Annotated in this window: 23 protein-coding genes, 1 tRNA gene and 1 pseudogene; 10 read left to right on the top strand and 15 right to left on the bottom strand. The window is 56.3% G+C overall.

Annotation, left to right across the window (positions count from 1 at the left end; all coding sequences use genetic code 11):
* The first annotated feature begins 3 nt into the window (after positions 1-3).
* From DXH78_RS19600 to DXH78_RS08035, 5 genes are all read left to right on the top strand, one after another.
* Positions 4-675 carry a hypothetical protein gene (locus tag DXH78_RS19600; RefSeq protein ID WP_147292588.1) on the top strand — a complete coding sequence of 224 codons (672 nt, stop codon included), beginning with the start codon at positions 4-6 and terminating at the stop codon, positions 673-675.
* 82 nt (positions 676-757) lie between these two features.
* Entirely contained in the window at positions 758-958 is a 201-nt protein-coding gene (locus DXH78_RS08050; RefSeq protein ID WP_115516544.1) for a helix-turn-helix transcriptional regulator, read from the top strand.
* 2 nt (positions 959-960) lie between these two features.
* Positions 961-3,144 (top strand): phage/plasmid primase, P4 family, encoded by a 2,184-nt coding sequence (locus tag DXH78_RS08045; RefSeq protein ID WP_115516543.1) that lies wholly within the window; start codon positions 961-963, stop codon positions 3,142-3,144.
* A 446-nt stretch (positions 3,145-3,590) separates the two neighbouring features.
* The gene (locus tag DXH78_RS08040; RefSeq protein ID WP_115516542.1) at positions 3,591-4,106 is read left to right on the top strand and encodes a hypothetical protein; all 516 of its coding nucleotides are present in this window, start codon (positions 3,591-3,593) and stop codon (positions 4,104-4,106) included.
* Entirely contained in the window at positions 4,103-4,465 is a 363-nt protein-coding gene (locus DXH78_RS08035; RefSeq protein ID WP_115516541.1) for a DUF3768 domain-containing protein, read from the top strand. The genes DXH78_RS08040 and DXH78_RS08035 overlap by 4 nt, the downstream gene beginning before the upstream one ends.
* On the opposite strand, the gene DXH78_RS08030 is transcribed toward DXH78_RS08035, so the two are convergent.
* Positions 4,462-4,719 carry a helix-turn-helix domain-containing protein gene (locus DXH78_RS08030; RefSeq protein WP_115516540.1) on the bottom strand — a complete coding sequence of 86 codons (258 nt, stop codon included), beginning with the start codon at positions 4,717-4,719 and terminating at the stop codon, positions 4,462-4,464. The genes DXH78_RS08035 and DXH78_RS08030 overlap by 4 nt on opposite strands.
* Positions 4,720-4,874: 155 nt before the next feature.
* Between DXH78_RS08030 and DXH78_RS08025 the strand changes: the two genes are divergently transcribed.
* Entirely contained in the window at positions 4,875-5,390 is a 516-nt protein-coding gene (locus DXH78_RS08025; protein WP_115516539.1) for a hypothetical protein, read from the top strand.
* Positions 5,391-5,549: 159 nt separating this feature from the next.
* On the opposite strand, the gene tkt is transcribed toward DXH78_RS08025, so the two are convergent.
* Genes tkt through DXH78_RS07990 form a run of 7 tightly spaced genes read right to left on the bottom strand, consistent with a single transcriptional unit; the run spans position 5,550 to position 13,013 of the window.
* The gene (tkt, locus tag DXH78_RS08020; RefSeq protein WP_115516538.1) at positions 5,550-7,499 is read right to left on the bottom strand and encodes a transketolase; all 1,950 of its coding nucleotides are present in this window, start codon (positions 7,497-7,499) and stop codon (positions 5,550-5,552) included.
* Between the two features lie 39 nt (positions 7,500-7,538).
* The gene (locus DXH78_RS08015) at positions 7,539-8,795 is read right to left on the bottom strand and encodes a TRAP transporter large permease (RefSeq protein WP_115516537.1); all 1,257 of its coding nucleotides are present in this window, start codon (positions 8,793-8,795) and stop codon (positions 7,539-7,541) included.
* Positions 8,792-9,337 (bottom strand): TRAP transporter small permease, encoded by a 546-nt coding sequence (locus DXH78_RS08010; RefSeq protein WP_115516536.1) that lies wholly within the window; start codon positions 9,335-9,337, stop codon positions 8,792-8,794. Before DXH78_RS08010 ends, DXH78_RS08015 begins: the two co-directional genes overlap by 4 nt.
* Before the next feature lie 12 nt (positions 9,338-9,349).
* On the bottom strand, positions 9,350-10,360 hold the full coding sequence (locus DXH78_RS08005; RefSeq protein ID WP_115516535.1) for a TRAP transporter substrate-binding protein: 1,011 nt from the start codon (positions 10,358-10,360) through the stop codon (positions 9,350-9,352).
* 51 nt (positions 10,361-10,411) lie between these two features.
* Entirely contained in the window at positions 10,412-11,419 is a 1,008-nt protein-coding gene (locus tag DXH78_RS08000; RefSeq protein WP_210209524.1) for a transketolase family protein, read from the bottom strand.
* Positions 11,416-12,255 carry a transketolase gene (locus DXH78_RS07995; protein WP_430727472.1) on the bottom strand — a complete coding sequence of 280 codons (840 nt, stop codon included), beginning with the start codon at positions 12,253-12,255 and terminating at the stop codon, positions 11,416-11,418. Before DXH78_RS07995 ends, DXH78_RS08000 begins: the two co-directional genes overlap by 4 nt.
* A gap of 8 nt (positions 12,256-12,263) precedes the next feature.
* Entirely contained in the window at positions 12,264-13,013 is a 750-nt protein-coding gene (locus DXH78_RS07990; RefSeq protein WP_115516532.1) for an SDR family NAD(P)-dependent oxidoreductase, read from the bottom strand.
* Positions 13,014-13,133: 120 nt separating this feature from the next.
* Between DXH78_RS07990 and DXH78_RS07985 the strand changes: the two genes are divergently transcribed.
* From DXH78_RS07985 to DXH78_RS07975, 3 genes are all read left to right on the top strand, one after another.
* Entirely contained in the window at positions 13,134-14,009 is an 876-nt protein-coding gene (locus DXH78_RS07985) for a LysR substrate-binding domain-containing protein (RefSeq protein WP_115516531.1), read from the top strand.
* A gap of 95 nt (positions 14,010-14,104) precedes the next feature.
* Positions 14,105-14,791, top strand: coding sequence for a tyrosine-type recombinase/integrase (locus DXH78_RS07980; RefSeq protein WP_210209523.1), 687 nt, complete (start codon positions 14,105-14,107; stop codon positions 14,789-14,791).
* A gap of 174 nt (positions 14,792-14,965) precedes the next feature.
* A complete protein-coding gene (locus DXH78_RS07975) occupies positions 14,966-16,024 on the top strand; it encodes a hypothetical protein (RefSeq protein ID WP_115516530.1) in 1,059 nt (352 codons plus the stop codon).
* Positions 16,025-16,136: 112 nt separating this feature from the next.
* Here the strand turns inward: DXH78_RS07975 and DXH78_RS07970 are convergent, their stop codons facing one another.
* Together DXH78_RS07970 and DXH78_RS19595 are read right to left on the bottom strand one after the other, a co-directional pair.
* Entirely contained in the window at positions 16,137-17,045 is a 909-nt protein-coding gene (locus tag DXH78_RS07970) for a GIY-YIG nuclease family protein (RefSeq protein WP_115516529.1), read from the bottom strand.
* Between the two features lie 7 nt (positions 17,046-17,052).
* Positions 17,053-17,406 carry a hypothetical protein gene (locus DXH78_RS19595; protein ID WP_147292587.1) on the bottom strand — a complete coding sequence of 118 codons (354 nt, stop codon included), beginning with the start codon at positions 17,404-17,406 and terminating at the stop codon, positions 17,053-17,055.
* Positions 17,407-17,689: 283 nt separating this feature from the next.
* Between DXH78_RS19595 and DXH78_RS07965 the strand changes: the two genes are divergently transcribed.
* Positions 17,690-19,261, top strand: coding sequence for an LA2681 family HEPN domain-containing protein (locus tag DXH78_RS07965; RefSeq protein WP_115516528.1), 1,572 nt, complete (start codon positions 17,690-17,692; stop codon positions 19,259-19,261).
* 2 nt (positions 19,262-19,263) lie between these two features.
* Here the strand turns inward: DXH78_RS07965 and DXH78_RS07960 are convergent, their stop codons facing one another.
* The 5 genes and pseudogenes from DXH78_RS07960 to DXH78_RS07940 all read right to left on the bottom strand — a co-directional run bounded on the left by DXH78_RS07960 (position 19,264) and on the right by DXH78_RS07940 (position 24,897).
* A complete protein-coding gene (locus DXH78_RS07960) occupies positions 19,264-19,410 on the bottom strand; it encodes a DUF4113 domain-containing protein (RefSeq protein ID WP_115516527.1) in 147 nt (48 codons plus the stop codon).
* A gap of 38 nt (positions 19,411-19,448) precedes the next feature.
* Positions 19,449-20,360, bottom strand: a complete 912-nt coding sequence (locus DXH78_RS07955; protein ID WP_115516526.1) for a hypothetical protein — start codon at positions 20,358-20,360, stop codon at positions 19,449-19,451.
* A 14-nt stretch (positions 20,361-20,374) separates the two neighbouring features.
* Complete coding sequence (locus DXH78_RS07950) at positions 20,375-22,657, bottom strand: hypothetical protein (RefSeq protein ID WP_115516525.1); 2,283 nt, start codon at positions 22,655-22,657, stop codon at positions 20,375-20,377.
* 246 nt (positions 22,658-22,903) lie between these two features.
* Positions 22,904-24,553 (bottom strand): annotated as a pseudogene (locus DXH78_RS07945) (DUF927 domain-containing protein); the annotation flags it as partial.
* Positions 24,554-24,820: 267 nt separating this feature from the next.
* Positions 24,821-24,897: transfer RNA gene (locus DXH78_RS07940), tRNA-Arg, on the bottom strand.
* Positions 24,898-25,080 lie beyond the last annotated feature (183 nt).

The raw sequence follows: 25,080 nt of genomic DNA, 5'->3' as shown, positions 1-25,080 counted from the left end.
GCTTTGGTTTATATCCCAAAAGATATCAGAGAAACAAAACTTTGGATGCAGCTGCCTGCCGCGCTCGCTCATATAGAAGCGACATGTGGCGAAGCGACCGGCTGGCTTGAGTTACGCCAAGCTTTGATCGATGGCGAAATACCCGCGCGCTGGGGATTTGATGCCGCACGAGTATTTCCTCTTATCTACGAACCCAAGCCTCTTTTCTCGGAAGACCCTGTTACGACGAACCCCAGGTACTGGCATGCATACGGTTCCAAGCCGCCTTTTGACGGGCTGCTTTTTGACTCTGATGAATGGCGAGGTCAGGCCGACTATAAACCAACGTTGCCTCGAAGACGTTTATTTCTTCTGAAACAGAAAATTCTCGAGTTTTGGCCCCTTAATACAAGCCTTATCTCGTCCGTCGCTAAGCCTCCTACGCCGAGAAGAGCGAAAACCGCAACTGTCGAGGTCATCTATCGTTTGGCAAGAGAAGTTTATTCCAATGCCGAAGGCAAGCCGCCTAATTCCGACGAGGCAGCGAGGTTAATCGCTAAGGCGGCCAAAAAGCCGGGCTCTACCGTTGGTAAGATTGACCGCGAACTAGTTCGCTCCGTTCTGAGGAAACCGGAATTCTCCGCGAAACGCTGGAGCCGCGGCCAGCGGAAGACCTCAAATAATTCGCCAAAATAATTTTTCTCGCGAATTTCGCGAATCTTGGCCGCAAATTTCGTCGGCCGTACTCCTGCGCCGCTCACTTACGCAGGAGGATCAAGTGGCAAAGCTTTTAGATCAAAACCAAGTCTCGGAACGCTGGGGCGTCTCGGTTCGCACCCTCGAGCGCTATCGCCTCACCGGCACTGGCCCGCGGTTCATTCGTATCGGAAGGCTTGTCCGTTACCGCGAGTCCGATCTCGAAGAATACGTCTTCGACCATGTCCGAACCTCAACCTCTCAATCAAAGGTTAAGGTCTGATCATGTCATCCAAGATACAATTCACCGAGAATGCCGCATCTGCCGGAGTGACGCGGCGACGAAATAGAGTCTCCAAGCGTCTCAGAACTGTTGCGCGACAATACGCCGCTTCACATTCGCTAGCGGTGGTCCCGATGCACGGATTGGTGAGCGGCCGCTGCGCGTGCCATCTCGCCGAAAAGTGCCCTCAAGCAGGCAAACACCCTGCTAGCTCGAACGGTGTGAAGGATGCCACTTCGGACACCGAATTGGTGAAGTGTGCTTGGCGAACAAATCGCCGGGCGAACGTCGGCATCGCAACGGGTAAAGCCTCCGGCATCGTCGTGCTCGATATCGACCCGCGAAATGATGGCGATGCTACCTTGTTAGAGTTGGAGAAAGCCCTCGGCAAACTGCCCGACACTGTCACCGCCAATACGGGCGGCGGCGGCCGCCATTTCGTCTTCAAGTATCCTTCCGTCGCAGTGCGTAACGATAGCGCCGGTAAAGTGCTTGGAAAAGGCGTCGATATTCTCTCAGACGGGAAGATCATGGTCGCTCCGCCTAGTCGTCATGCTTCCGGGAGGCGGTACGAGTGGGCAGCGGGCAAGTCGTTCGACCACATCAACGTCGCTGAGCTACCGGTCGCGTGGATAGAAAAGATGGTCAACGCCAAGCCTGCTCAGATGGACCTACCCCAGCCACCTACAGAGAATGTAAAAATCAAAGACGGCGCACGGAATACCACGCTCACTGCTATGGGCGGAGGCCTCCGGCACTACGGGGCGACAGCCGAGGTTCTTGAAGCTGCCCTAAGTGCGTTCAACGCCAAGCAATGTGAGCCACCACTCGACCACGCGGATGTTCAAAAGATCGCCTATGGTATCGCAAAGCGCTACCAAGTCGGGAGCACAGCCGGTGATGCTGCCGAAAATATGATGCGCCTAGTTCTCGACCGGCACTTTGCTGGCGGGGAGCATTTGCTGTTCGGCAAGGACCAACGCTTCTGGTATTACGGTGGCAAGTTTTGGGAACCGGCCGATAGGGAATGGGTGAGGGGTCGCATCCTCGAAACCATCGCGAGCATCCCGCGTGGTAAGCAGCAAACGTCGTCATTGGTGAGCCAAACGGAGACGTTGCTCAAGACCAAGCTGGCACTCCGAGAGGATCCGCTCGCGTTCCAGAGCTCGCCGCCCTGCGTTATTAACTGCTCGAACGGCGAGCTTTGGATCGACGACGCCGGGAAACCAGGGTTACGGCCTCACAATCCGCGGTCGTACCTGCGTCAGTATATCGACGTAGTCTATAATCCGAAGGCGAAGTGTCCACTCTACAAGAAGGCTTTGCTCGAAATTTTCTCGGAATCGGAGAATCCCGCGCGGATGCGCCAGTACTGGGACGAACTGGCCGGATACCTGATGCAGCCACGTAGGGACTACCCGATGATTCCGATCCTTCTGGGATCGGGATCCAACGGAAAAACCTTGCTAACCCGACTGCTCACGGCGCTGCTCGGACAAAATCAGGTGCTCACCCGAGATGTAGAAAGCCTTGCCGATAGTCGATTTGCAATGGGCGACTTACTTGGAAAGCTTCTGTTCATCGACGACGACGTTAAAGCGGGCGCACGCCTCCCCGACGGGGTCTTGAAGACGATCAGCGAGGAGAAGCCAGTTACCGGCGAGCCAAAATACGGCAAACCATTTTCATTTGTTGTCCGATCAGTCCCCGTGCTCCTCTGCAACAACGTGCCGACGCTTGCGGATCTTTCATACGGAATGCTCCGTCGACTAGTTGTGATTCCGTTCGACCGGCGCTTTAAAGGAAAAGATCGCGATCCTCAACTGTTGATGAAGATCACTGAAGGCGAAATGTCAGGAATTCTAAACCGTTCACTGCGGGGATACGCACGACTAGTCAAACGGAAAGGCTTCAAGCCGCCAAAGCCAATTAGAAAGGCAACCGCAAACTGGTTAAATCAAGCCAATCCAATTCCCGCCTTCGTCGAGGAGATGTGCATAAAGGACGCCGACAAGTACGTCTGGATGAAGGACTTGTACGAGACATACAAAGAATGGGCTGAAAAGGCTGGCTATACGATGAAGCAGAACCAACAAAGCTTCCGACGCAACTTGGAACATCTGAACTACAAAGCCCAGCGCGGAAATAAAGGGCAAAAGATCAGCGGCCTTGACTTGAAAAAGTAAGACTACTGGCTGGGTGCCATGCGGTCGGCACCCAGCCCCCCCTTATCGAGTGTCTTTTGTATTGTTCGAGAGCGCTTCAGTAAGCAAGTGATCAAAGTGACGATTTTTACACACTCTTTTCTATATTACACTTCATATTCTATCTCTCAGTTGAGAGAGAAGAGTAGTTCATGAAAAGCCGTCACTTTCGTCACTAATAATAGAAGCACTGAGTGGCTAGCCACGGAAATCGACCGCGCCTATCTGCGTTCCAAAAACCGTCGGGCAACGTCGGCTTAAAAAACGGCAACGCCGACAGCTTACTTTAGGCTTATTAGCCTATCTTGACTGCTTTGGCTGAGGAGTATATGTTCCTATTATGGCGAGTCGCTCGGCGACTGCCGTTTCATCGAAAAGCTGAACTCGCAGGCCCCGCAAATTGGGGCCTTTTTTTATGGGAAATCTGCATGTCCAAAAAACCTGTCTCAAAGGGAAAATCGCTCAAGACGCCACGTCTGCCCGTGCATTGGTCGGATATCTCTGCGGGCTGCCTTGTTCTGAGTTTCGAGGACGACATCGCCGACGGGTTCTGGCCCGCCGTCGTGCAGGCCGTCAAAAACGACGTGGCGACGCTAAAGTGGCAGAAGCGGCTTGATCGACGGCCCTTCAAGAAGGCCATTACCGATTTAGCCTTGTTCTGGCCGGGCCAGGACCTGCCTTCGGGCGGCGAAGCCGAAGCGGGCGGCAAAGGCCCGACCAGTTGGTCTGCTTTGGGTGTGGGCCATGAAATCCTCGCAGGCGAGGACGGTCCGCTCGGTCAATTCTGGCCCGGCAAGATCATCGAACAGTTAGACGGCGAACGCCTTTCGATTGAGTGGGTGGGATATCCCGATGTCCCGCCGGTCGAACGATCGCGGCGCAGCCTCGCTTTGCTTCACCCTTCTGACGAGCGGTCAGTCAAACTCCGTGCTCCCAAGCAATGATCGCCCAATTAAATGCAGATAAGGCGGCTAGGAGACGTGAAGTGGATCGAGAATGCCACATTCGGAAGCTAAACGACGATCTAAGGTGCCGAGACGGCAAAGGCCGCGTGCTGATTACAAACGCCGTGGAAGCCCTCGGATCGATCATCGTAAGGCAACTGCTTGAACTGATTACTGCCTACGATAGCTTTCCGACAGAGAATGATCCGCACGATTTCGGGATTATCGAAGCTTGCGGGCAGGTCTTCTATTGGAAGATCGACTACTTTGATCTCGCCCTGGAGATGCACTCTCCGGACCCAAGCGATCCTGCGGTAACGGAGCGCGTTCTGACGCTCATGTTGAGTTCAGACTATTAGACGCGTTGTCCTTTCTTGGGACTGGCCTTCGGTACCAACAGCCTGTCGGGACTCGTCTCAAGGGCTTTCGCGAGCCTCGCGAGCACAGAAATCGTCACGTTCCTAAGCCCGCGCTCAACCTGACTTACATAAGTCCGATCGACCTCGGCACGGTCCGCCAGCGCCTCCTGCGAAAGGTTCAACCCCCGACGCAGTTCGGCGACGTTCTCGGCCACGAGGTCGATGATCGCTTGGTCTTCTTTCGGTCTCTCCATCTCCTCGAAAAGAGACTGTCGAGACTTTTCGATCCACGGACTTTGAGTCTCATTTCGATAGGCTGTAGACTATTGTCTACAATCGCCATGCCTTTTGGGGCGGCCGTAGCGACTGCCGCCTCTTCCCGATCAACAGTCGCTTTCTGGGGATTAAGATGGAAAACGCCAATCAAGAGCCGTCGAAATTCGATCTCGCCAACAAAATACTCAAATGGCCGAAAGACCACCCGCTTCTAGCCTTGCTAGCCGTCACCACAATGAGCCTTCTCTCGTTCCTCGCGAGTGGCCCATCTGGCGGGGTGGAAGCTTGCAACGATCCAGGGGTCGTTCAGACCCTACAGAACGGTCTAACGGAAAAGATGGCGTCAGGTGCCGACGCCTTGAGCAAACGGCCCGAAGCCCGAATGTTCGCCGCGGTGGGTGCTCCGAACATTCTGAACGAGATCAAGTCTATCACCGCTACGGTTTCGGCCATCACACAGACGGGCTTCGATAAAGACAATCGGGTGCGGTCCTGTGAAGGTAACGTGACCTACGCCAGTTACCGCGAGGCTCATGCCTCAGTGTTCCCGCTGCTTGGCACGCGTCTGTGTAGCGGCACGGTGCAGTTCAAAATATCCCGTCCGCTCGACATGCCAAAGAACTACAGCATCAACTGGCAATGCGATTGAATCTAGATTCTTTCACCAATTGAAGCGTCGGCATGCGTCAACACTTGACTGCTTCCTACATGAACGCAATTTTCGAGCGATCATCCAATTGCGCTTTGACCCTGCCGCCCACGAAGACTAATAAACGAATCTCTTCTCGGCTCGGCATCCGTCATGCTTCTACAACAACGACTTGGCAGCGGCCGCGACCGCTTCAGAAGTAATGCCGAAATGGCGATAAAGCTGCTCGGCAGGCCCCGAGGCGCCAAAGCCCTTCATGCCCACGAAGACACCGCGGTCACCAATCCAGCGTTCCCAACCGAACTTCATCGCGGCCTCGACGGCAACGCGCGGAGCGTCGCCGAGGACAGCGTCGCGATAATCTTTGTCCTGGGCTTCGAACAGCTCCCAACTCGGCATCGACACAACCGCCGAAGCGATGCCATGCTGCTGGAGCAGTTCCTGCGCCGACACTGCAATCGCGACTTCAGACCCTGTCGCCAGCAGCGTCACGGCACGGCGGCCACCCGGCTCGCGGAGCACATAGGCGCCGCGCGCGCTTTGATTGGCCGCGCCTGCGTCTGTTCTCACGGTGGGCAACTGCTGACGCGCGCAAATGAGCGAAGCCGGGCCCGTGGTGTGCTCCATCAAGATTTCCCAGCACTCCGCCAATTCAACGGCATCGGCCGGCCGCAACACCAGCATGTTCGGCATCGCGCGCAGCGATGCGATGATCTCCACCGGCTGATGCGTCGGCCCGTTCTTGCCAATGCCGATTGAGTCGTGACTGAAGACGAACTTGGTCGGCAGCCCCATAAGAGCCGCCATTCGCATGGCGGGGCGCTCATAGTCCGAAAACGGCAGATAGGTCACGGCGACCGGCACGACACCGCCATGAGCGGCCATACCGTTCGCCAGCGCGCCCATGGCATGTTCGCGCACGCCGCAATGGATATAACGCCCCGAGTTGTCCTTCGCGGTGAAAGCTGAAAGCTGCCGCTTGTGATTGGTCGGCGCCTCGAGGTCCGCACAACCGACGACAATATCTGGAACGACATCATAGAGACGGGATGCGACATCGCTCGACGCCTGTATCGAGTGCACGGCTTCGGCAGCCGCGGCGAATGACGCCTTGCAATCGAGAACCGTCTTGCGCCACGCCGCCGGCAACCGACCATCGGCCTGCCGCGCGAATTCGGGTCCCCGCGCTTCATTGAGTTGCGACAGGCGTTTCTCCCAATCCAGCCGGATCGGATTTGATCGCTCTCCGGCGGCTCGCCAGCCTGCCGCGACATCGGCCGGGATATGGAACGGTTCGGCTTCCCACTTCAGCTTCCCCGCCATTTCGGCCCGGTCGGCAGCAAACAGTTTTCCGCTATGGCCGCCGCGCTGTCCTTCAAGCCGCGCAACGCCTTTGGCGATGGTCGTCCTCGCCGCGATCAGCGACGGACGCGGGTCGGCTTTCGCGGCCGCAAAGGCCTTCGAAATCGCAACCGTGTCGTGACCGTCGATTTCCACGACGTGCCAGTTCGCAACGCGGAAGCGCTCGGCGACATTTTCTGAAATCGACAGTTCGGTCGAGCCGTCGTCGGTAATCTGATTGTCGTCCCAGACGAACACCAGATGGCCGAGGCCAAGATGGCCGGCCAGCGAGATGACCTCCTGACCGACGCCTTCCTGGAGACAGCCGTCTCCGACGAAGGCGTAAGTCATATGATCGACAATGTCGCTGCCGTAGCGGGCGCGAAGATTGGCTTCCGCAATCGCCATTCCCAGCGCGTTGGCAATGCCCTGCCCGAGCGGTCCGGTGGTCGTTTCGATGCCTGCGGCCGGGTCGTATTCGGGATGGCCGGCGCAATGCGAGCCGAGCTCACGAAAAGACATGACCTGATCTATCGAAATCTTCTCGTATCCGCTCAGATGAAGCAACGAATAGAGCAGCATCGAACCGTGGCCGTTCGAAAGCACGAAGCGGTCTCGATCCGGCCAGAGCGGGTTCGTCGGGTCGAACTTCAGGTGACCGGCGAACAGGACGGTGGCGAGCTCCGCCATTCCGAGCGGTACGCCCTGGTGCCCCTCGCCCGCCTTCAATATGGCATCGACCGATAAAAACCGGATCGCATTCGCCATTCGCGAAAGGTCGATGAAGGGAGCGGTCACGCAACTGTCCTATAACGTCAACGCAGGGATGTAGCTGAAGGCCAGCAGCGTGAGGAGCGCCACAAGGTAGAAGGGCCACAGTTCCGATGCGGTCTTGATGATCGACACCCCTGCGATGGACGACGATATGAACAGCGTCGTGCCGACCGGCGGCGTGTAGAGGCCGATGGCCAGATTCAGCACCATCATGAGGCCAAGCTGCGTCAGATCGAGACCGATCGTCTGCGCCAACGGCACGAAGATCGGGCCGAGCAGCAGGATCGCGGCCGGAAGATCGATGAACATGCCGGCGATCAGCATGATGACGTTCATGGCCACGATAACAAGCCATGGCTCTTTCAGTGTCGTAAGGCACCATTGCGCAAAGATCTGCGGCATCTGGGCATAGGTCATCAGCCAACCGACGACGGATGAACCCATAATGACAAGCATGACAACGCCCGTCGCCACGCCCGCCGATACCATGGCGTCGATGAAGCGCGGCAGAGTCATGTCGCGGTAAATGACGACGCCGGCGAACAGCGCGTACAGAACGGCCAACACCGAAACTTCGGTGGGCGTCGCAATGCCGAAGCGAAGCAGCACGAGAATGAGGATGGGCATCGCAAGCGCCGGCAGCGCATCCACAAAAAGGCGCAGGCAGCGTTGCTTGTCGAAAGGCTGTGTGTTGAGCGGGAAGCCCCGCAAGCGCGCAGAGATATTGTTGACTGCGATGAATCCGGCGGTCAGCAGCAGCCCTGGAAGCACACCGGCAAGAAACAGGCTCGAAACAGAGACGTTCGACACCAGCGAATAGAGAATAAAGGGAATCGAAGGCGGGATCAGAATCGCGATCGTCGCGGCGGAGGCGTTATTGGCCGCGGTGTAGGCCGCTGGATAGCCCTGCCGGCGCTGCCAGGGAATGAGCATTCCGCCAAGCGCCGTAGCATCGGCGACCGCCGAGCCGGAAACGCCGCCGAACACACACGACCCGACAACGGTGACGGAGCCGAGCCCGCCGCGATAACGTTGCACCAGCTCAGTCGCAAATCCGATCAGGTTTTCGCCGAGCCTTCCGCTCATCATCAGGCTGCCCGACAGGATGAAGAACGGCAGCGCCAGCAGCGGAAACGATTGGGTCTGGTTCACCATCTGCTGGACAACCAGCAGGACGGGGAATTCGTTGCCGTAAAGGATCGCGGCGCCAGACGCGATCACCAGCACATGCGCTACCGGAATCGCGAGCACCAGAAGACCGAAGAAGAGAGCAATCAGAACGGTGATCATTGAACGCTATCCTCCGGCCTAGCTTGGGGAGCAGCCGCGGAGCCCAGGAGCCCGATCCTGATGGCAATGGTCATTGTCGTGAGCGCGGTCAGAATCGCGCCGAGCGCCAACGCGAAGTAAGGCAAGCTACCCGGCGTGCCGAGCACGGGATTGATTTCGAACTTCGCGATGTCTGCGACTTCAAGGGCGGTGAGCGCCAGATAGGCGTAGGCGAAGACAACAATTGCGCTGGTCAGGACCATGACGAGGCGCTTGCCGCGCTCCGGCAGTGCATGGAGCGCCAGATCGACTGCAATATGATTGCCGGTCTGAACGGCGAGTACGACGCCGAACATGATGAACCAGGCAAACAATTGCTTGGGCAGTTCTTCCGCCCAATCGACGCCGCCGACGGTGATGACGTACCGGGAAATGACGCCGATTGTGATGGCGACCAGCAGGACGGTGCCTGTTGAAAAGACCGCCCACTTACAGGCAAGCCTGACGATTTTGTCGGCGGTATCGAGGGCCGCGAGTAGCGGCCCCCGATCCGATGCTTGCATTGCTTGCACTACTTAGGCCCCAACAGACGCGCGCAGGTCCTTCACGAAGGCGCCGAACGGCTTTTCCTGCCACTTGTCGAAGACCGACGCAGTCGCCTTGCGGAATGCGTCACGATCTACCGAGTTGACCGCGACGTTTGCGTTCGCCTTGAAGTCGTTGACCAGCTTCGCGTTGGCGTCCTCGGACAGCTTGACCTGCAGGCTGCCGGCTTCCGCCGCGGCCGCCATCACAATGTCCTGACCTTTCTTATCGAGGCGGCTCCACACCGCTTTCGACATGAGAACAGGCGTCGATTCCCACTTGTGGGCAGACATGCTGATGTACTTGTTCACTTCGAACAGCTTGGCCGAAGCGATGTTGGTCAGCGGATTTTCCTGACCGTCGACGACGCCCTGCTGCAGAGCGATGTAAAGCTCCGAGAATGCGATCTGGGCCGTGCCCGCACCGAGCGCCTGGAAGATGTCGATCGTGGCCGGGTCGGCGGGCGTACGGATCTTCAGACCCTTCAGATCCTCGGGGCTGTTGATGGCCCGCTTTGAATTCGTGATGTGGCGAATGCCGTTATCCCAGAAGCCGAGCGGGACAAGGCCGACCGCATCGAACTTCGGCTTGAGCTGATCGCCGAGCTTGCCGCCGACGATCTTGATGGCGCTGCTCGCATCGGCAAACAGGAACGGTAAGCCGAAAGCGGCGAGCTCCGGTACCACGGCCGAAGCCGGACCCTGGCTATTGGCGGAGATGCCGAGCACACCGGTGCGCAGGCTGGTCAGCATGGCGACATCGTCGCCGAGTTGCGCAGAGCCCGCCACGGTCACTTCGATAGCACCGCCGCTCTTTGCCTTTACGATTTCGGCAAACTTTTCGGCCGCGATCGTGCGCGGATTGCCGGGCGCGGCACCGTGGCCGAACGAAATCTTTGTCGGGCTCTGAGCACCCAGGATCGACGGCGCGGCCACCAGTCCAATCCCCATAGCGGTGCCTTGCAGCAGCGAACGACGAGACAGCTTCCAATTGTCAGTCATTTCCTTCCCTCCACTTTGTTTTCTTTGAACAACACAGATCAACGAGTCGGTCTACTCAAGCCATTGCTTTGTCTGCTTCGTGATAGCGTCAGTCGAAATTCCGTACCTGTCGTGCAGCGTCGGCAGCGCACCCGCATCGAGAAACTCGTCGGGCAGCCCGATGTGCCTGAATTTTGGTGCGATGCCGTCGCGCAGAACGACGCCGGCCACCGCTTCGCCAAGGCCGCCAATGACGGTGTGATTTTCGACGACCACCACGAGCCTGCCGGGCTTGCGTACCTGGGCGAGGATCGTATCCGCATCCAGCGGCTTGATTGTCGAGACATGCAGCACCGCCGCCGCGATCTTGTCGGCAGCCAGCTTTTGCGCGGCCTCAAGCGTCCGCATGGTCATCAGGCCCGTCGATATGAACAGCACGTCGCTGCCGTCACAAAGCAGCTTCGCTTTCCCGATCTCGAAACGGTAGTCGTACTTGTCGAGCACGAGCGGGACCTGACCGCGCAGCAGCCGCATATAAACCGGCCCCTGATGCTCGGCGATGGCTGGCACGGCCTGTTCGATTTCCAGCGCGTCGCACGGATCGATGACCGTCATGTTCGGCATCGCGCGCATCACGGCGAGATCTTCAGTCGCCTGATGGCTGGGCCCGTAGCCGGACGTGAGCCCCGGCAGCGCGCAGACGATCTTTACGTTGCGGTTTTCCTCCGCGATCGTCTGGTGAATAAAGTCGTAGGCGCGGCGGGTAGCGAACACCGCATAGGTCGTGGCGAAAGGCACAAAGCCTTCGGCCGCCAGACCGGAAGCGGCGCCGAACATCAATTGCTCGGCCATGCCCATCTGGTAGTAGCGATCCGGAAACGCTTTTCCGAAAATGTGCAGGTCGGTGTATTTGCCGAGATCTGCCGTCATGCCGACGATGTCGGATCGCTTGCGCGCGACTTCCACCAGCGCATTGCCGAACGGCGCGGCTTTGGTCGGCTGATCGGCGTCGGCGATCGACGCGATCATTGCAGACGTTGTGAGCCGCGGCTTGTTCATCACAGGGGCGCCTCGCGTCATGCCGGCCTCCCGGCGTCGAGCGCCTTGAGCGCCAACTGCCATTCGTGGGCTTCGACGCGAATAAAGTGGTTCTTCTCGCGATCTTCGAGGAACGGCACGCCCTTCCCCATCAATGTATCGGCGACGATGATGCGGGGTTGCGGAACGGGATACGCCTTGGCGGCGTCGAACGCAGCCGTAACCGCCGCCATGTCATTGCCGTCGATGCGCTGGACATACCATCCGAACGCTTCGAGCTTGGCGACCAGCGGCTCGAAATGCGTGACTTCGGTGGCCGGCCCGTCCGCCTGCTGATTGTTGACATCGACAATGGCGATCATGTTGTCGAGCTTGTATTGCGCCGCCGACATCATGGCCTCCCACACCGAGCCTTCGCCCAGTTCGCCATCGGAGAACAGGGTGTAGACGCGGGAATCCGACTTTTTGCGCTTCAGGCCCATCGCCATTCCGACGGCGATGCTCAATCCCAGGCCCAGCGATCCGCCGGACATTTCCATGCCCGGCGTATACGAGGCCATGCCAGACATCGGCAGGCGGCTGTCGTCGCTGCCATAGAGCTCGAGTTCCGCTTCCGGTATCACGCCGGCCTCGATCAGGGCCGCGTAGAGCGCGATCGCGTAGTGACCGTTCGACAGCAGGAAGCGGTCGCGTTCTTCCCACGTCGGATCGTCGGCCCGATAGCGCATTGCATGGAAATAGGCGACCGCGAGAACGTCGGCGATATCGAGCGCTTGCGCGATGTAGCCCTGCCCTTGCACTTCACCCATACGCACGGCATTGCGCCGGATGCGATACGCCCGCTCTTCCAGACCTGGTGTGTTCGACAGGGTTTCCACGTTCAGCCTCAGTGGATCAGCATGCCGCCGTTAACGTCGATCACGGCGCCGGTGACGTAGCTGGAGAGATCGGATGCGAGAAACAGGAAAATATTTGCGACATCCTGCGGTACGCCAAGCCGGTTCAAGGGAATGCCTGCAAGGATCTCGACCTTCTTCTCATCGGAGATTTTTCCGGCGTTGATGTCGGTCTGGATCAGTCCAGGCGTCACGCTGTTAACGCGCACGCCGTCATTGCCGAGTTCGCGCGCCATCGCCTTCGCCAGACCGAGAACCCCGGCCTTCGCGGCCGAATAGTGCGCACCACCGAGGATGCCGCCGCCGCGCTGCGCCGAAACGGAGGAAATGCACGCAATCGAACCCGACTTGCGGCTGCGCATATGCGGGATGACGGCCTGAGAGAGGAAGAGGACGCCCTTCAGATTGACTTCTTGGATGCGGTCCCAGCTCTTCTCATCGATATCCCAGACCTTGATCGCCTGTGTGATGCCGGCGTTGTTCACCAGAACGTCGATCTGGCCGAACGACTTGAGCACGGAAGCGACGGCGGCGTCGCACGCGTCCTTTTTCGTGACATCACAACCGATGCCGATGTGCTGACTTCCGAGTTGCGCGGCAGCGTTTTTCGCGCCGGCCTCGTCAAGGTCAAGAATGGCGACACGCGCGCCTTGCGCCGCGAACGTCTTAGCGGTCGCAAAGCCTATGCCGCGCGGGCCGGCGCCGCCGGAAATGATTGCGGTTTTGCCCGAAAGCAACACTGAGAGCCTCCCTTTGCCGTTTCTGCCGCCGCTGCGGCGGTTTTTCGGAAAGTGCGGCGCGGGAGGTATCGAGACAAACGCGCAGTTGTCTTGAATTGATGAATCTGGTTCACTTATGAAATGCTAGCCAATGTACCAATGTCGGCCATTCGTGCATTTGAAGCGGCGGCGCGTACGGGTTCGTTCCGGGACGCGGCGAATGAACTTCACCTGACGCCGAGCGCCGTGAGCCACGCCATCCGGAAGCTTGAGGTCATGCTGAGTACCGTTCTGTTCGAACGCACGACGCGCTCCATCCGCCTGACCCCGGCCGGCGAAAACCTCATGCGGCACGCGAGTACCGCGTTCGACGAACTTCGCCGGGGACTGGAAGATGTCGCTGGCCGCGGCCCCCGATTGCTACGCGTTCATTCCGCACCGAGTTTCGCGGCGCAATGGTTAGCGCCCCGTCTGGCCAATTTTCTGAACGCTGAATCCGGCGTGGGGGTGCGGCTGGCGGCGAGTACCGACTACGCCCGCTTCACAAACGACGATTTCGATCTCGACATCGTCTACGGCCCGCCACGCGTCGACGGTGTCGAGGTCATTTCGCTTGGCGAAGAGACAGTCACGCCACTCTGCTCGCCCGCGCTGGCGAAGAAGATCAACAAGCCGGAAGACCTGCTCAAGCAGGTTCTTATCCGCTCCGACCAGAAGCAGGTCCAATGGCATCAATGGTTTGCAGCTAATGACATCGATGCGCCGGCCTTTTACGGCATGCGTTTCGATCGAAGCTTTCTCGCCATCGCGATGGCCGCCAGCGGTTTGGGTGTGGCGCTGGAATCAACAAGGCTGGCCGAACGTGAACTCCTTTCCGGTCAGCTCGTGCCAGTGCTTGCAGGGCGGTCGGTGGATGTGCGCTATATGGCTCATCAACTGACGTTCCCCAAAGTCAGTCAGCAGCGAAGAGCCGTTCGCGCATTCGCCGACTGGATACTGGTTGAGCTCGGCCGATAACCAGACGATGCCGTACGGCTGACGTTTACAATGATGTGGGTTTAGGCCGCACCCAAGCCTAAGCGGCGATTGAAACGTTACGCGCAGGAAAAGCGATGTACAACTGTTCGTTTTTTGATTATTATACGAACAGTTTCAACAACAGAAGGCCGCTTTTCATGGCGAAATCGCAGCTGCGCCCGAAAGCTTCGTTAGCCGAAAAACGAACAGTTAAGACGCCACGTCGCCCGAAGAACGCCGATGTGCGCTCACGCGAGTATCTAACCGAAACTGAACTTGAGATGCTCATGGCTGCCGTGAAGGGAAATCGCTATGTCCATCGCGATGCCACGATGATCCTAGTCGCCTACAGGCACGGACTCCGCGTGTCCGAACTTACTGATCTCCGCTGGGAGCAGGTCGATTTTGCGACAGCAGCCCTGGCAGTTCGAAGAATCAAAAGAGGCACACCGAGCACGCATCCAATTCTCGGCGACGAACTCAGGGCGCTTCGTCGCCTTCAAAGGGAACAGGACCCAAAGTCGCCCTTCATGTTTACCACGGAGCGCGGCGGACCGTTCACGGCCGCCGGAGTTGCTCGAATGCTGGAGAGAGCTGGCGAGGTGGCTGGCTTGCCGTTCAAAGCGCACCCGCACATGCTACGCCATGCCTGCGGTTTTGCTCTAGCAAATAAGGGACACGACACTCGTGCTCTGCAGGGTTACCTGGGACACAAGAATATTCAACATACGGTTCGCTATACGGAATTGACTCAAACCCGCTTCAAGAATTTTTGGCGTTGAAATTTGGCCGATGCGCGAAAAGGGTATGTTAAAGATTGATTTTTCGCACGCCCTTGACGTAAATTTCAGCTGCGTCGGTGGTCACATTGGCTGGGCACCTGTTTTTTACGGGACCGAACGAACCCGGTCATTCACTAACGGGGAAACTGGTTCGATTCCAGTCCGGCGCACAACATGACAAAAACTGATATTTTCTATCGGACAGTTGCGCTCCGAAACTTTAAGTCGCAGATCGGATACGCGGTTTCAAATTTCAACACCATAATTGTAGGCCTATCCGCCGTTAAAGCGGGCACTGCGAATAAGCCCGACGATCTCGCGGTGGGATGGTCCGGAAACAAGCCAGAATACCTCGCTATGGAGGCGCGACATTTTGCAACCAAAGCGCTACTGGTTTACGCAGTCGATAGTCTCGACAAATACACTGAGACTATCGCACTGTTCCCCAGCCCAATTTCTGATCAACTTCTTCGCGACTTACTCCTCGGAGTACCGCAGCCTACTGCTTCTGCTTCCACGTTTTTGCCTGCCGATGAATTGGCCGAATTAACAACGGCGATCAGCAATGGTGCCCCGAATCAGATCCTCGCCTCGATCAGCAAGATTCATAGCGAACATGGAGAGAAGAGACGACCGGCGCATATTAGAACCCGGCTCAACTCGCTCGCGGCGTCTTTTCGAGGCAGCCCCGATTATTACCTTGCCGCAGTGCGGCTGCTGGTCTCGTGGCGGAATCGCCACGTGCATCAGTCTGACGAGGTTATCAGCGAAACTGACCGCTCAGCTCTTTTGCAATATTCTGGAATTTTTCAGACAGATCACTCTGGAACCGACATCTCCCTTACATTGCAACACTATGAAGACAGGAAAAAAGGGCCAACGATCAAGGACGTTTCGACATTGGTGTCTGTTTTGCAAAGAGTAATCGGCGGCATTGATGAGCGTATAGTAGAAACACTTGATTTGACAGCTTATGCACAGAGCGCTCTTCGACAGACTTTCAAAGACACGGCAAACGCGCGGCAACGTTTTGACTCGTTGTGGGGAAGTGATCGCGATACGCGACAGAGGAAACTTACGGTATATCTCAGAAATTTTGGATTCCAGCCAGCGATTCCCGGCTCCAAAAAACCTGGAAGACAACTACCTCAGCAATTTTTTGATGAGCTCTTTAACTTAGATAAGTCGGATGCCGCCGCTTACGTCGGCCTTAAATTGGACCATGTAGATTGACGACCCGACTCGACAGCAACATTGCCTCGTTGATACGCGCCCTTTGTAGGGCTGCCTTGGCCACAGGACTACTCAGACACGCTCCGCTACGCAGACTTCACGCAAACTCGGCTTAAGGACTTTTGGCGCTGGCGCACCCGATCCCGCACGACGTGACCGTTACTTCGGCCAAAGCTATCTCACGTACCAGCCTGTAGTGCAATTCGCGGAACGCCTGTTCTACGGCGTGAAGGTCAATTTTCACTGCCTCCCGTTCATTAGGCATTGGATGGCTAAGCATTTGCCAGACTAGCGATTCCGCCAAAGTAGGTTCCTCAACACTTCGGTAGCGATGAACTATCCAGTCCCCCCAGTCATTCTCTGCCTGACTCTGTTGGAGCGTCTTGTATGTGAGCCCGATTTTCACGAGGCCCGGCTTGTCGGGATGGATCAACAGACACAAAACGCCGGAATTTGCAGCTTTCCTGATTTCATCCGGGCTTCTTTTGCCTATTCCGCACTGAGGGCAGCCTTCACCTTCCGCGACGTTATTCGGGATTGTGCGCCAAACGTGCCCGTTACTGCATTGAAAGTCGTTCCTTCCGGAAGCCTTGCTTTTGACGTTGCCCAATAAAGCAATTCCACGACCTTCGAGACGCTTTTTCATCCATGCGTTGTTGGCATAGACATAGTCCGGCAGCGGCTTTGGCGGCGGCTTCACACCGGCTTCCTCTGCTGCTTTTAAGCAAGCCTCCACGAGCTTCCATTCCATCCTTTCAATTTCGACGCCGCCTCGACCGGGGATTTCTGTAAAACCTGTAGCTCGCCAGAATACGGCCTCAGCAAAATCTGTATCAGGTACGGGAATGAAGGTTTTTAGAACCCACTTCTGGCCAGTCTCTTTTACAATCTGGCCCGCGTGCTTTGCGTAGTCACCATTATGCTCAGCCAGCCTCTCCTGTGGGGCGCGGACCGTCTGCCCGATCTTGTATAAGTTGGGATCGGATGGATGAACTAATACGTATATGTAACCTGCCTTCATGGCACTCTCAGATAGGGGTGTCCGTAGTTGCGAAAATTCTATTCAACACATCCGCGCACATCGCCAGCATATCCGGTGTTGCCTGAGGCAACAAATGTACATTTCCATGCATAACGTGATTGCGGGACATCAACAGAAAATCGAGGAGATTCACGTTCATGCCGCCCGATGACCTATCGAAATCTGAACGTGTAAGAAGTCCTTTTATTATCGCTCGATCAATCAACTTGCGAAGGCCCGGGCTTCTGGTGGAATTGGCTGCGGCTTCAGGATCAAGGCGGTGGCGCAATCCCATTTCAAGAACAGCATAACCCTGCTGCTCGGCCAGCGTCGCGAACTCATAAACAAACCAAGAATACACAAAGGCGTTTCACGCCGTGTCGAACTGCTCCCTAATCTGCTTCGGTACACTGACGCTCAATTCGATTGACCGAACGAGACGATGCAGATCATTCATGTGCATAGCCTGCCCCTCGAAGCGAGGATCGGGCTCGACGAGTAATCTCTCTTCTTTGAACATCATCGCCACTCCACCAGCCTAGGCGTCCGCGAATTCTCCGCCCCCGCCTAAACACAACTCGGTTGAACCAATTTTACCTCTCTTTGGCCTGTGGCCACCGGCAAATTAGCGCTAAATTACCCTCATGACAGATGAGCAAGAATATCTGCGGACTTTCCAGATGTTGAAGTCATTGGATAGCCTTGATGGCCTCCAAGACGGAAAAGCCCTGCATTACCTCGCGTGCCTTGTGGATTTGGCAGTCCGGTACGAAGACCCCGAAAGCACTGACAAGGCGCTGGCATGGGCATCCGAACTCGATAAGCGCAAGCTTAGTGAATCCGATCAAATTCTACTGTCGTACTACACTGCTAACGCGTGGGGCGATAAGCAGAACCTCCGTCATCGGAACGCTGACGCGGCATGGCAGTGGGACCAGCCCGAGACTTTAAATCAAATCCAGCACCTTCGCAGCGCCCGCCGCCACCCTCACTTCGAGAAATGGGACCGCGTAAGGCAAGCTCAAGTACTCACAAATCTAGGCAACCAGTTCGATACGCTAGGCCGATTTGTTGAAGCTCTTGCTCACTGGAATGCGGCCTTAGCTGTCAAGCCAGCATTCGGGATGGCCAGAGGAAATCGGGGCACAGGACTTTACATCTACGCAAATCTTTTGTTTGACCCGCATCACAGGGCGCCTTTTTACGTTGCGGCGTATCGCGACCTCGAATTCGCCCTTTCTTCCGAAGCCAGCTACGAAGGCTATGGAGCTGAACACGCCAAGAACGCCTTCAAGAAAACAAAAGATGCGATAGCCTCATTCGGGGACATCAACGACATTGAGCAATCCTACAATCTGACGGACTTCTCCCTAGGAAGGTCAAAAGCCGAACAGAAGTATAGGAAGTGGGCTCTCTCCGAGGGGCTGTTTTTGAATCCTTTGAACGACCTAGGGGCGTTTCCGGCAGCAGCCGCCGACACGTTCGTCCTGCCAACTTTTGTCACCAAGTTATCCGAGCCGCCGACTTGGCTCGGATTCTTCAACCAACTAAAGCAAGAATACGTTTCGGCGCGTTGGACCCTATTCGAAGGCACACAAGCTAAGAACGCACATTTCTCCGACCGCTACGTCACCCTCTATAACACACTGGATTATCCGGTTTACGGAGTTGGCGCAGAACGCGTGAGGATGGCGTTCCGAATGTCATATTCCCTTCTGGATAAGATCGGCATTTTCCTTAACGACTACATGAATTTGCGAATTCCTGAGAAGCGGGTTTATTTCAGAACAATCTGGTTCAAACGCGATACAAAAGTTTTGCGTGATGAATTCACGCAACTGAAAAATCTTCCGTGGCGCGGCCTGTATTGGCTTGCAAAGGATTTATTCGACGAAACACTGAACTCAACAGCCGACCCGGATGCGCAAGAACTCTACACACTCAGAAATAGACTAGAGCATAGCTACCTTAAACTTCACGACATAGGCTCCGGGAACAAACCCGGCGATCTTTTCCATGACAGAATGGCGCATTCGCTTGGTTACGACGACTTTGAACGTCGAACTTTGCGTGTACTGAAGTTATCGCGCGCGGCTCTCATCTATCTTGCCTTGGGAATGGAGAGAGAAGAGCGCAGCCGGGCTGAGCGAGATACGGCGGGCGGCCTAAGCATGCCGATGACTATGGAAACGTTTCGCGATAAATGGAAACGTTAGCGTCAAACCCTTAGCAATTCTTCCCAACTCGTGGTGTAAAGCGGTGAAAGGTTTTCACGCCGCATTTTCCACGCTCGCGAGCGATCCGTGGAACCGAAGCTGACGATTTCGCGGCCAAACCGCGCCGTCAGGCCGTCGATGGCTTTCATGCGCGCCTTGGAGAGTTCGTCATCGGCTGGATCTAACGTCAGAGTTGTTCGCCCGCATGCCCCGCTTGTTGAAGGTCAAATTCGCCCGTATCAGCGACCGGACTGGCAAACCACTCGTTCTCCTGACCACCAAGTGAGCCAAGCGGTAACCTCACGCGCGCCAGCGGGTTGTGAACGACATGCAAATCAAGTGGCTTTCCATTCGTACGGTCAGAAGACGACCCTATCAGCGCGCTTACACCTTCGTACGCTAAGTCCAAAAATGGCGTTGTTGGCACCTCCGCTTCGTTAGCATTCGGGATTGCGTAGCGTTCCGAAATGAAGGCAGGACCAAGCAAAGCCGTCTCAGGATTCATACGGTGAGCGAGCGGACCTACCGGAAAGGTAGTTTCCAAGCCAAAGGGCATTCGCGTGATGCCGCTCGTTTCTGGAAAAGCACCGAGCATCCGTCCATTAATTGCAATCACGTATGCGTCGTTCGGTCGAACGATACCTTTTTGCTGATACCCCAGTAGCTTTTTCCACTTCGCATTAAATGCCGTCATCCAACGCAATAAAATGGCCTCATGCGGGAAATGTTGAACGCCTTGAAAATTTGGATCGAGCCAATCCGCTGATAGGCCCTTGGGTAACGGCGCCACGGCTTCAACCCAGACCTTTGTGCCGTTCAATTCAAACGAAAAGTCCGGGCCGCCATCTGGACACGCGATGACATATCTCAACCGGGAAAGATGGCGTGCCAACATCATCTCCCAAGTGCGCTGCGTAAGGCTGGCCTGCTTCCCGTTGATGAACTCGGCCATAAAGTCCGTACTAGGCAACTTTAATGAGAGGAATTCTTGCCACAGCTCGGTCATTTCCGCCTTAAGTAGCGGTGCGTGAGCGAATTTCTTATCGATGAATGCGCGTGCCTTGGCATCCATCTTTTCGTGTTGCTTGGCTGAGGTCATCGCACTTTCCTCTGCTACTTCTTACGCTTTCCTTTGTTGCGGCTCATTTGGCGATCCGCTTCCGCCTTAAGCTGTGCGTAGTCCTGCCTTAAGATCGAAGGCGCGGCATATTTGGAGGTGCTCGGCACGAGCGGTTTGCCCTCCGGCGAACATTGAAGGCGCAGTGTAATCACGCTGGGTTTCCCAAAGGCTAAGCAAGCCACTTCAGCCTGATAGCGCATTTCATCCGGCGACGGCTCCCCAATACTCGTAGTGAGCCATATCTGGATTCCATGCATGTTACCGATTAACATTCGACGTACGGGATATTCCGGAAGGCTTTTCGAGAGTGTGTCGATGAAGCCATTCACGTCATTGCGCCCTTCGTCAGAGTAATTGCGTATCTCCGAATCGATGAGCAGCCACCCTTTAGGACGCGCGGTGTCTAACACCTCCAAAATCGCGGCGATCCGTCCGGGAAGCTGCTGGCTTGGGACCGGCTGCGCCTCCCAATCCACTAGCTGAAAATGCTTATCAACGACGTGACTGAAGCTGTCCCACGTAACGCGATCCGCTTCCTTGAGCTGTTCGCGAATATCCTGATCGAAGCGATTCCTGACGATATAAGCGCCGATATGATCTAGCTCATCGAAAATCATCGCTTGCGGAATCCCGGCAATCGCTTGCCTCACTTCCAAGTAGTGGAAGAGAGAACCCGCCGAAGGCAGGAAGCGATTTAGAACCAGCAGATCGTCCACTGACATTGAAACAAACGGATGCCTGCCCAGAATCGGAACGATCTCCGGAATCTCCTTACACATGGACGAGAACGGCGTGAAAGCTTCGACCGTCAACCCCAATGGCAGGACAAGCCGGAAATCGCGCAGATTCAGTTTAGCGACTTCGTCGTAGTTCCCGTCTTTGAGGCGATAGATGGGCATATCGGTGCCGCCCGCTAAATAGTCGAGGAAGCGTTTGCACTGCCGATAGGCCTTCAGAACAAGTTCACGAATAGTCCTGATGTGGCTTGCGAAGTTCGTTGCAGGTGATTGCATGGCCATGACCCCGGCCTTTGCCTCAGCGACAAAAAGCACGTCGTCAATTGCGCCAACAAGATCGGTTTCGGCCCAAGCGCCTGTGGAGGGGTCTTTAAAGTAAACCTCTTCAAAGACGCGCGCGCCTTTAAGCTGCTTCTCCAATATCGTAGTGAAGGCCGTCTCGGTCATAGCCTTCTGGTTCTTGTTCCAGCCCTCTTTGTAATCAGGTAGCCGCGCGATAAGTCCCCTCTGAATTGCCCGGTAAGCAGTGTCCCGCACGAATTGGCCATCCGTGGCGTAATAGCCACCTTCCAACTTCACGAGCGGTTTAATCCTTGCCGGGAGCGTGCGAAAAGGAGTGCCCTTGTAATCTCCATCAGCGAAGAACGTTTCATCTGTTCCCGGGGCAAAAGCCATGTCTTCCAATACGGACTCTGGCAGCTTCGTATGTTTCGAGAGATTGCAGATGTCGCCAAAAAGCATGTCCTTCATCGCAGCGCCAACGGCTGTCGTATAGTCGGCGTCCTCCGATTTGAATTTCGCTGCGGCTTCTTCGATTGAGATGCCTTCAGCTTCAGCCCGCTTTTGGCACTCGTCGAACTTACCGTGCAGCTTCATTGCCGCGTCGGTGTATCCAGTACGGATTGAGTCCGCGACGGACTGGATGCCATCCGCAATCTCGGCCGCGCCAACGTCGTAAGCCTTCTTCAAAGCCTCTTCATGCGGAGCGAGAGCAAAATTGAAGAATTCCTTCTCAAGGACTTGATAGCGATGACCGCGTATTAGCACCCAAGTGCTTTTTGCCTGAAATTCGACATCGGGGGTGGCGTCGCCGAACTCGTCTAATTCGCCGATCTGACTGCTAGCCATAGCGTAGAACATCGATTTAGTTTTGAGCTTGCCACACGTCTCCATAAGCTCGGCAACCTTCGCTTCATCGAGCTTCGTTTTGGCAAACTCACCCTTATGTCCGCTCCAAACTGCGTGGACATATTCGAGAACGAACTGAAATTCTTGGATGAGGTCGGAGTCGAGCGACGCATCGTCGCCGTTCTCTCGGGCGCGCTTCATGAAGCCCAAGAATATCTTTGACCAGAGATAGCCAAGCAGCTCCGTTGGCGGCTGAGCGAGCACAAGCTCCTGAATTTTCGCGCCGCTGGCCTCCATTTCTTGCCGGAGTTCAGTCGCCGCCTTTTTCAGTTTCTCCTTCTTGTCGTCGCCTTCTGCCATCATCGCTACGGCAAAATTCGACCCTTCCTCCGGCTTCGGCTCTTCTGTCATTGGATGTCCCCCCGTTGGCCATTATTGGCCCGATACCGGGCAAAGGCCAGATACCTGCCATAACCACCTGAAATGAGGGATAGGGATGGATCTTGCAGCCAGATGGTTCAACTTGCCGCAATTCCCGCTTCACGCTCGAACCTGAGCGTTTGCGGCCCGACTACCCGACAGTCATTCCTCAACTAGCTTCGACTGGCGCTGCATCCGAATGCAATCTGAGGCGGAGATAGTTCCGAAAGAAAGTAATTAGCTCAGCTCCAAAGATCGCCTGCGTTGCCCATCAGGCCAAATGAACTGCTCTTTCGCAACATCGCGGCTTTGCTTTGCTTTCGGAGCCGCTTTCGTCATCCGCCTGGTCACTAAAAGCCATTCTTCAACCAGTCGCAACTGATGCCGGGACTTGAAGATCGCATCAAATGCGTTGCGCTTTATAAGATGACGACCCTCCGGTATACGCACTCCTGGCACCGCTTCGTAGTCCAACCCTCGCCTTAAGACACCGTTCTCACTCAGCGGGAGTGCGGCCAGCTGCTTTGCAAGAAGTGAAAGACCATCCCGCAGGGTTTCTCCATCATCGGGAAGAAACGCTCGCGCACGCAAGTAGCAGGTCTTTATCGCGGCGAACGTTTCTTCTTCACCCCAGGGCAACAAAGCACCTCGCTTCGCGAGCACGCCACCAGCATAGAGAAGCCCGAAACGCTTAGCCAGATCACGCGACAAGTCCGTGTCTTTACTGTCGCGAACTTTGCGACAGAATTTTTCGATTGCTCGCGGCACCTCAGAGCTCAATCTAGAACGCCGAGCCACAAGAAATCGTACGTACCGGTGGAAAGCTGCACCGTGATTTTCAGCTGCGGACCGCGAGATTGCTCGAAACTTTTCGCGTCGCCAATCGATCAGTTCATGTGGTGACAGGGACTTCGGAAGCCGGTCAAAGATATGATCCAATCCCTCGTGTAGGGCTGGCAGATCGATCAGACGGATGGCCTCACCTCGTTGACGCTCCATTCCTGCATTTTCGGCCAAGTCGCGGATCGATACCTCATTCGATGTGAGTACAATGGTGCGCCAGCTCGTTTCACCCCCGCCTCGCCCAACTCCGACGCTGCCGTAACGGCCCGTGGCCCAACCCTGGGCGAGCTTGTATGCAATACCTTGGATCCTCAGATAGCGGTCCCGATCTCGCTGGTCGCGTAGCGCCATCAAGTCGTCAATCGGACAAACGGAATCGTTGAAGCTGGGAAGTCGCTGCTCAAGGTGAGCGTCTGTGATGTTCCAGGTTATGAAATCTGACGCTCGCCCGATGCCAATCACAGAACCTGCGACCAATGACGTTACGCTCTTTCCCGACCGACTTGGGCCGACCAAACAGATCGTAAAGGATTGAAGCCCGCCCACTGACAGTAGAGGTGCCGCGAATGCAGCACACGCTCCGCACATAAGAATCGACGATGAGCGAACCGCTTGGCCGATTGAAGAACGCCAGCTTTGCCACGTCCCGGCTTTGGTCAGTTTACCGTTCGCCGCAGTTGATCCAGTGTTGACGCCCAGAACTCTCGACGCCGATTGACCGATGGCTCCCTCCGGAAACACGAATGTTCTTCTATCCTCGCTCCAGCCCGTCTGTGCCTCATAGGCCAAATCCTTAGGCGCTTTGCGTGCCCCAATAGCCCTGAGATGCTCACGCAAGTCGCGTTTCGGTAGAATTGCACCCGCATCACGCAATCGCCGTTCGAAGGTGCTCGGGTCTGCGATGACGCTGGGCGGAAGTTCGATTGTCGCCATTTCCTCCGAGGAGACTGGAAACTCGATTGTCTCAAGATACGATCCAGTACTTTTGTCTCTGATGCGCGCTACTTTCCGTATCGGGCGCGGGATCGGTCTCTTCCTCATATCTTCCCTCTGCTTTCGGCGTGCAAAGCGTGCACGGGCTGCACGCGTGTTTCAGGGCAGCGCCCGTTGCTTGGCGCGGCTTCGTCGGTTCTCTGGGATTGGGCGGATTGCGCAGGGAAATTGGCGGCACGAACGCCGACGCCAATTTGAGCGGCAGTCGGCTGGCTGCCGTGAGACAGCCCGATGCCTTACGCGCGCGCGCGTAGTAGCTACTTGGTAGCTTTTTGGAATTTGCCGAACTGAAGAATTCAGCTAAGTCATTGAAAACGTTGGCGCGCCCGAAAGGATTCGAACCTCTGACCCCCAGATTCGTAGTCTGGTGCTCTATCCAGCTGAGCTACGGGCGCTGATGCCGTCGGGGCCGAAGCCATGCGGCGGCGGGCTCTAGCTATCGCCTTGGCCTCCCCTTGGCAAGTGTCGCGGCGACAATTGCCCCCGGCTCGCGCGCGGCACTGCCGTTCAGGCTAAGGCCTCATTTTCCAGGCGGATTCATTAGACCAGCATCGCCGCGTTAACCATGGTGAGCCCCC

It is taken from the genome of Undibacter mobilis, from assembly GCF_003367195.1.
Classification (GTDB): Bacteria; Pseudomonadota; Alphaproteobacteria; order Rhizobiales; family Xanthobacteraceae; genus Pseudolabrys; species Pseudolabrys mobilis.
The sequence above is the reverse complement of the archived record's forward strand: the minus strand, read 5'-3'. Positions and strand labels throughout refer to the sequence as shown.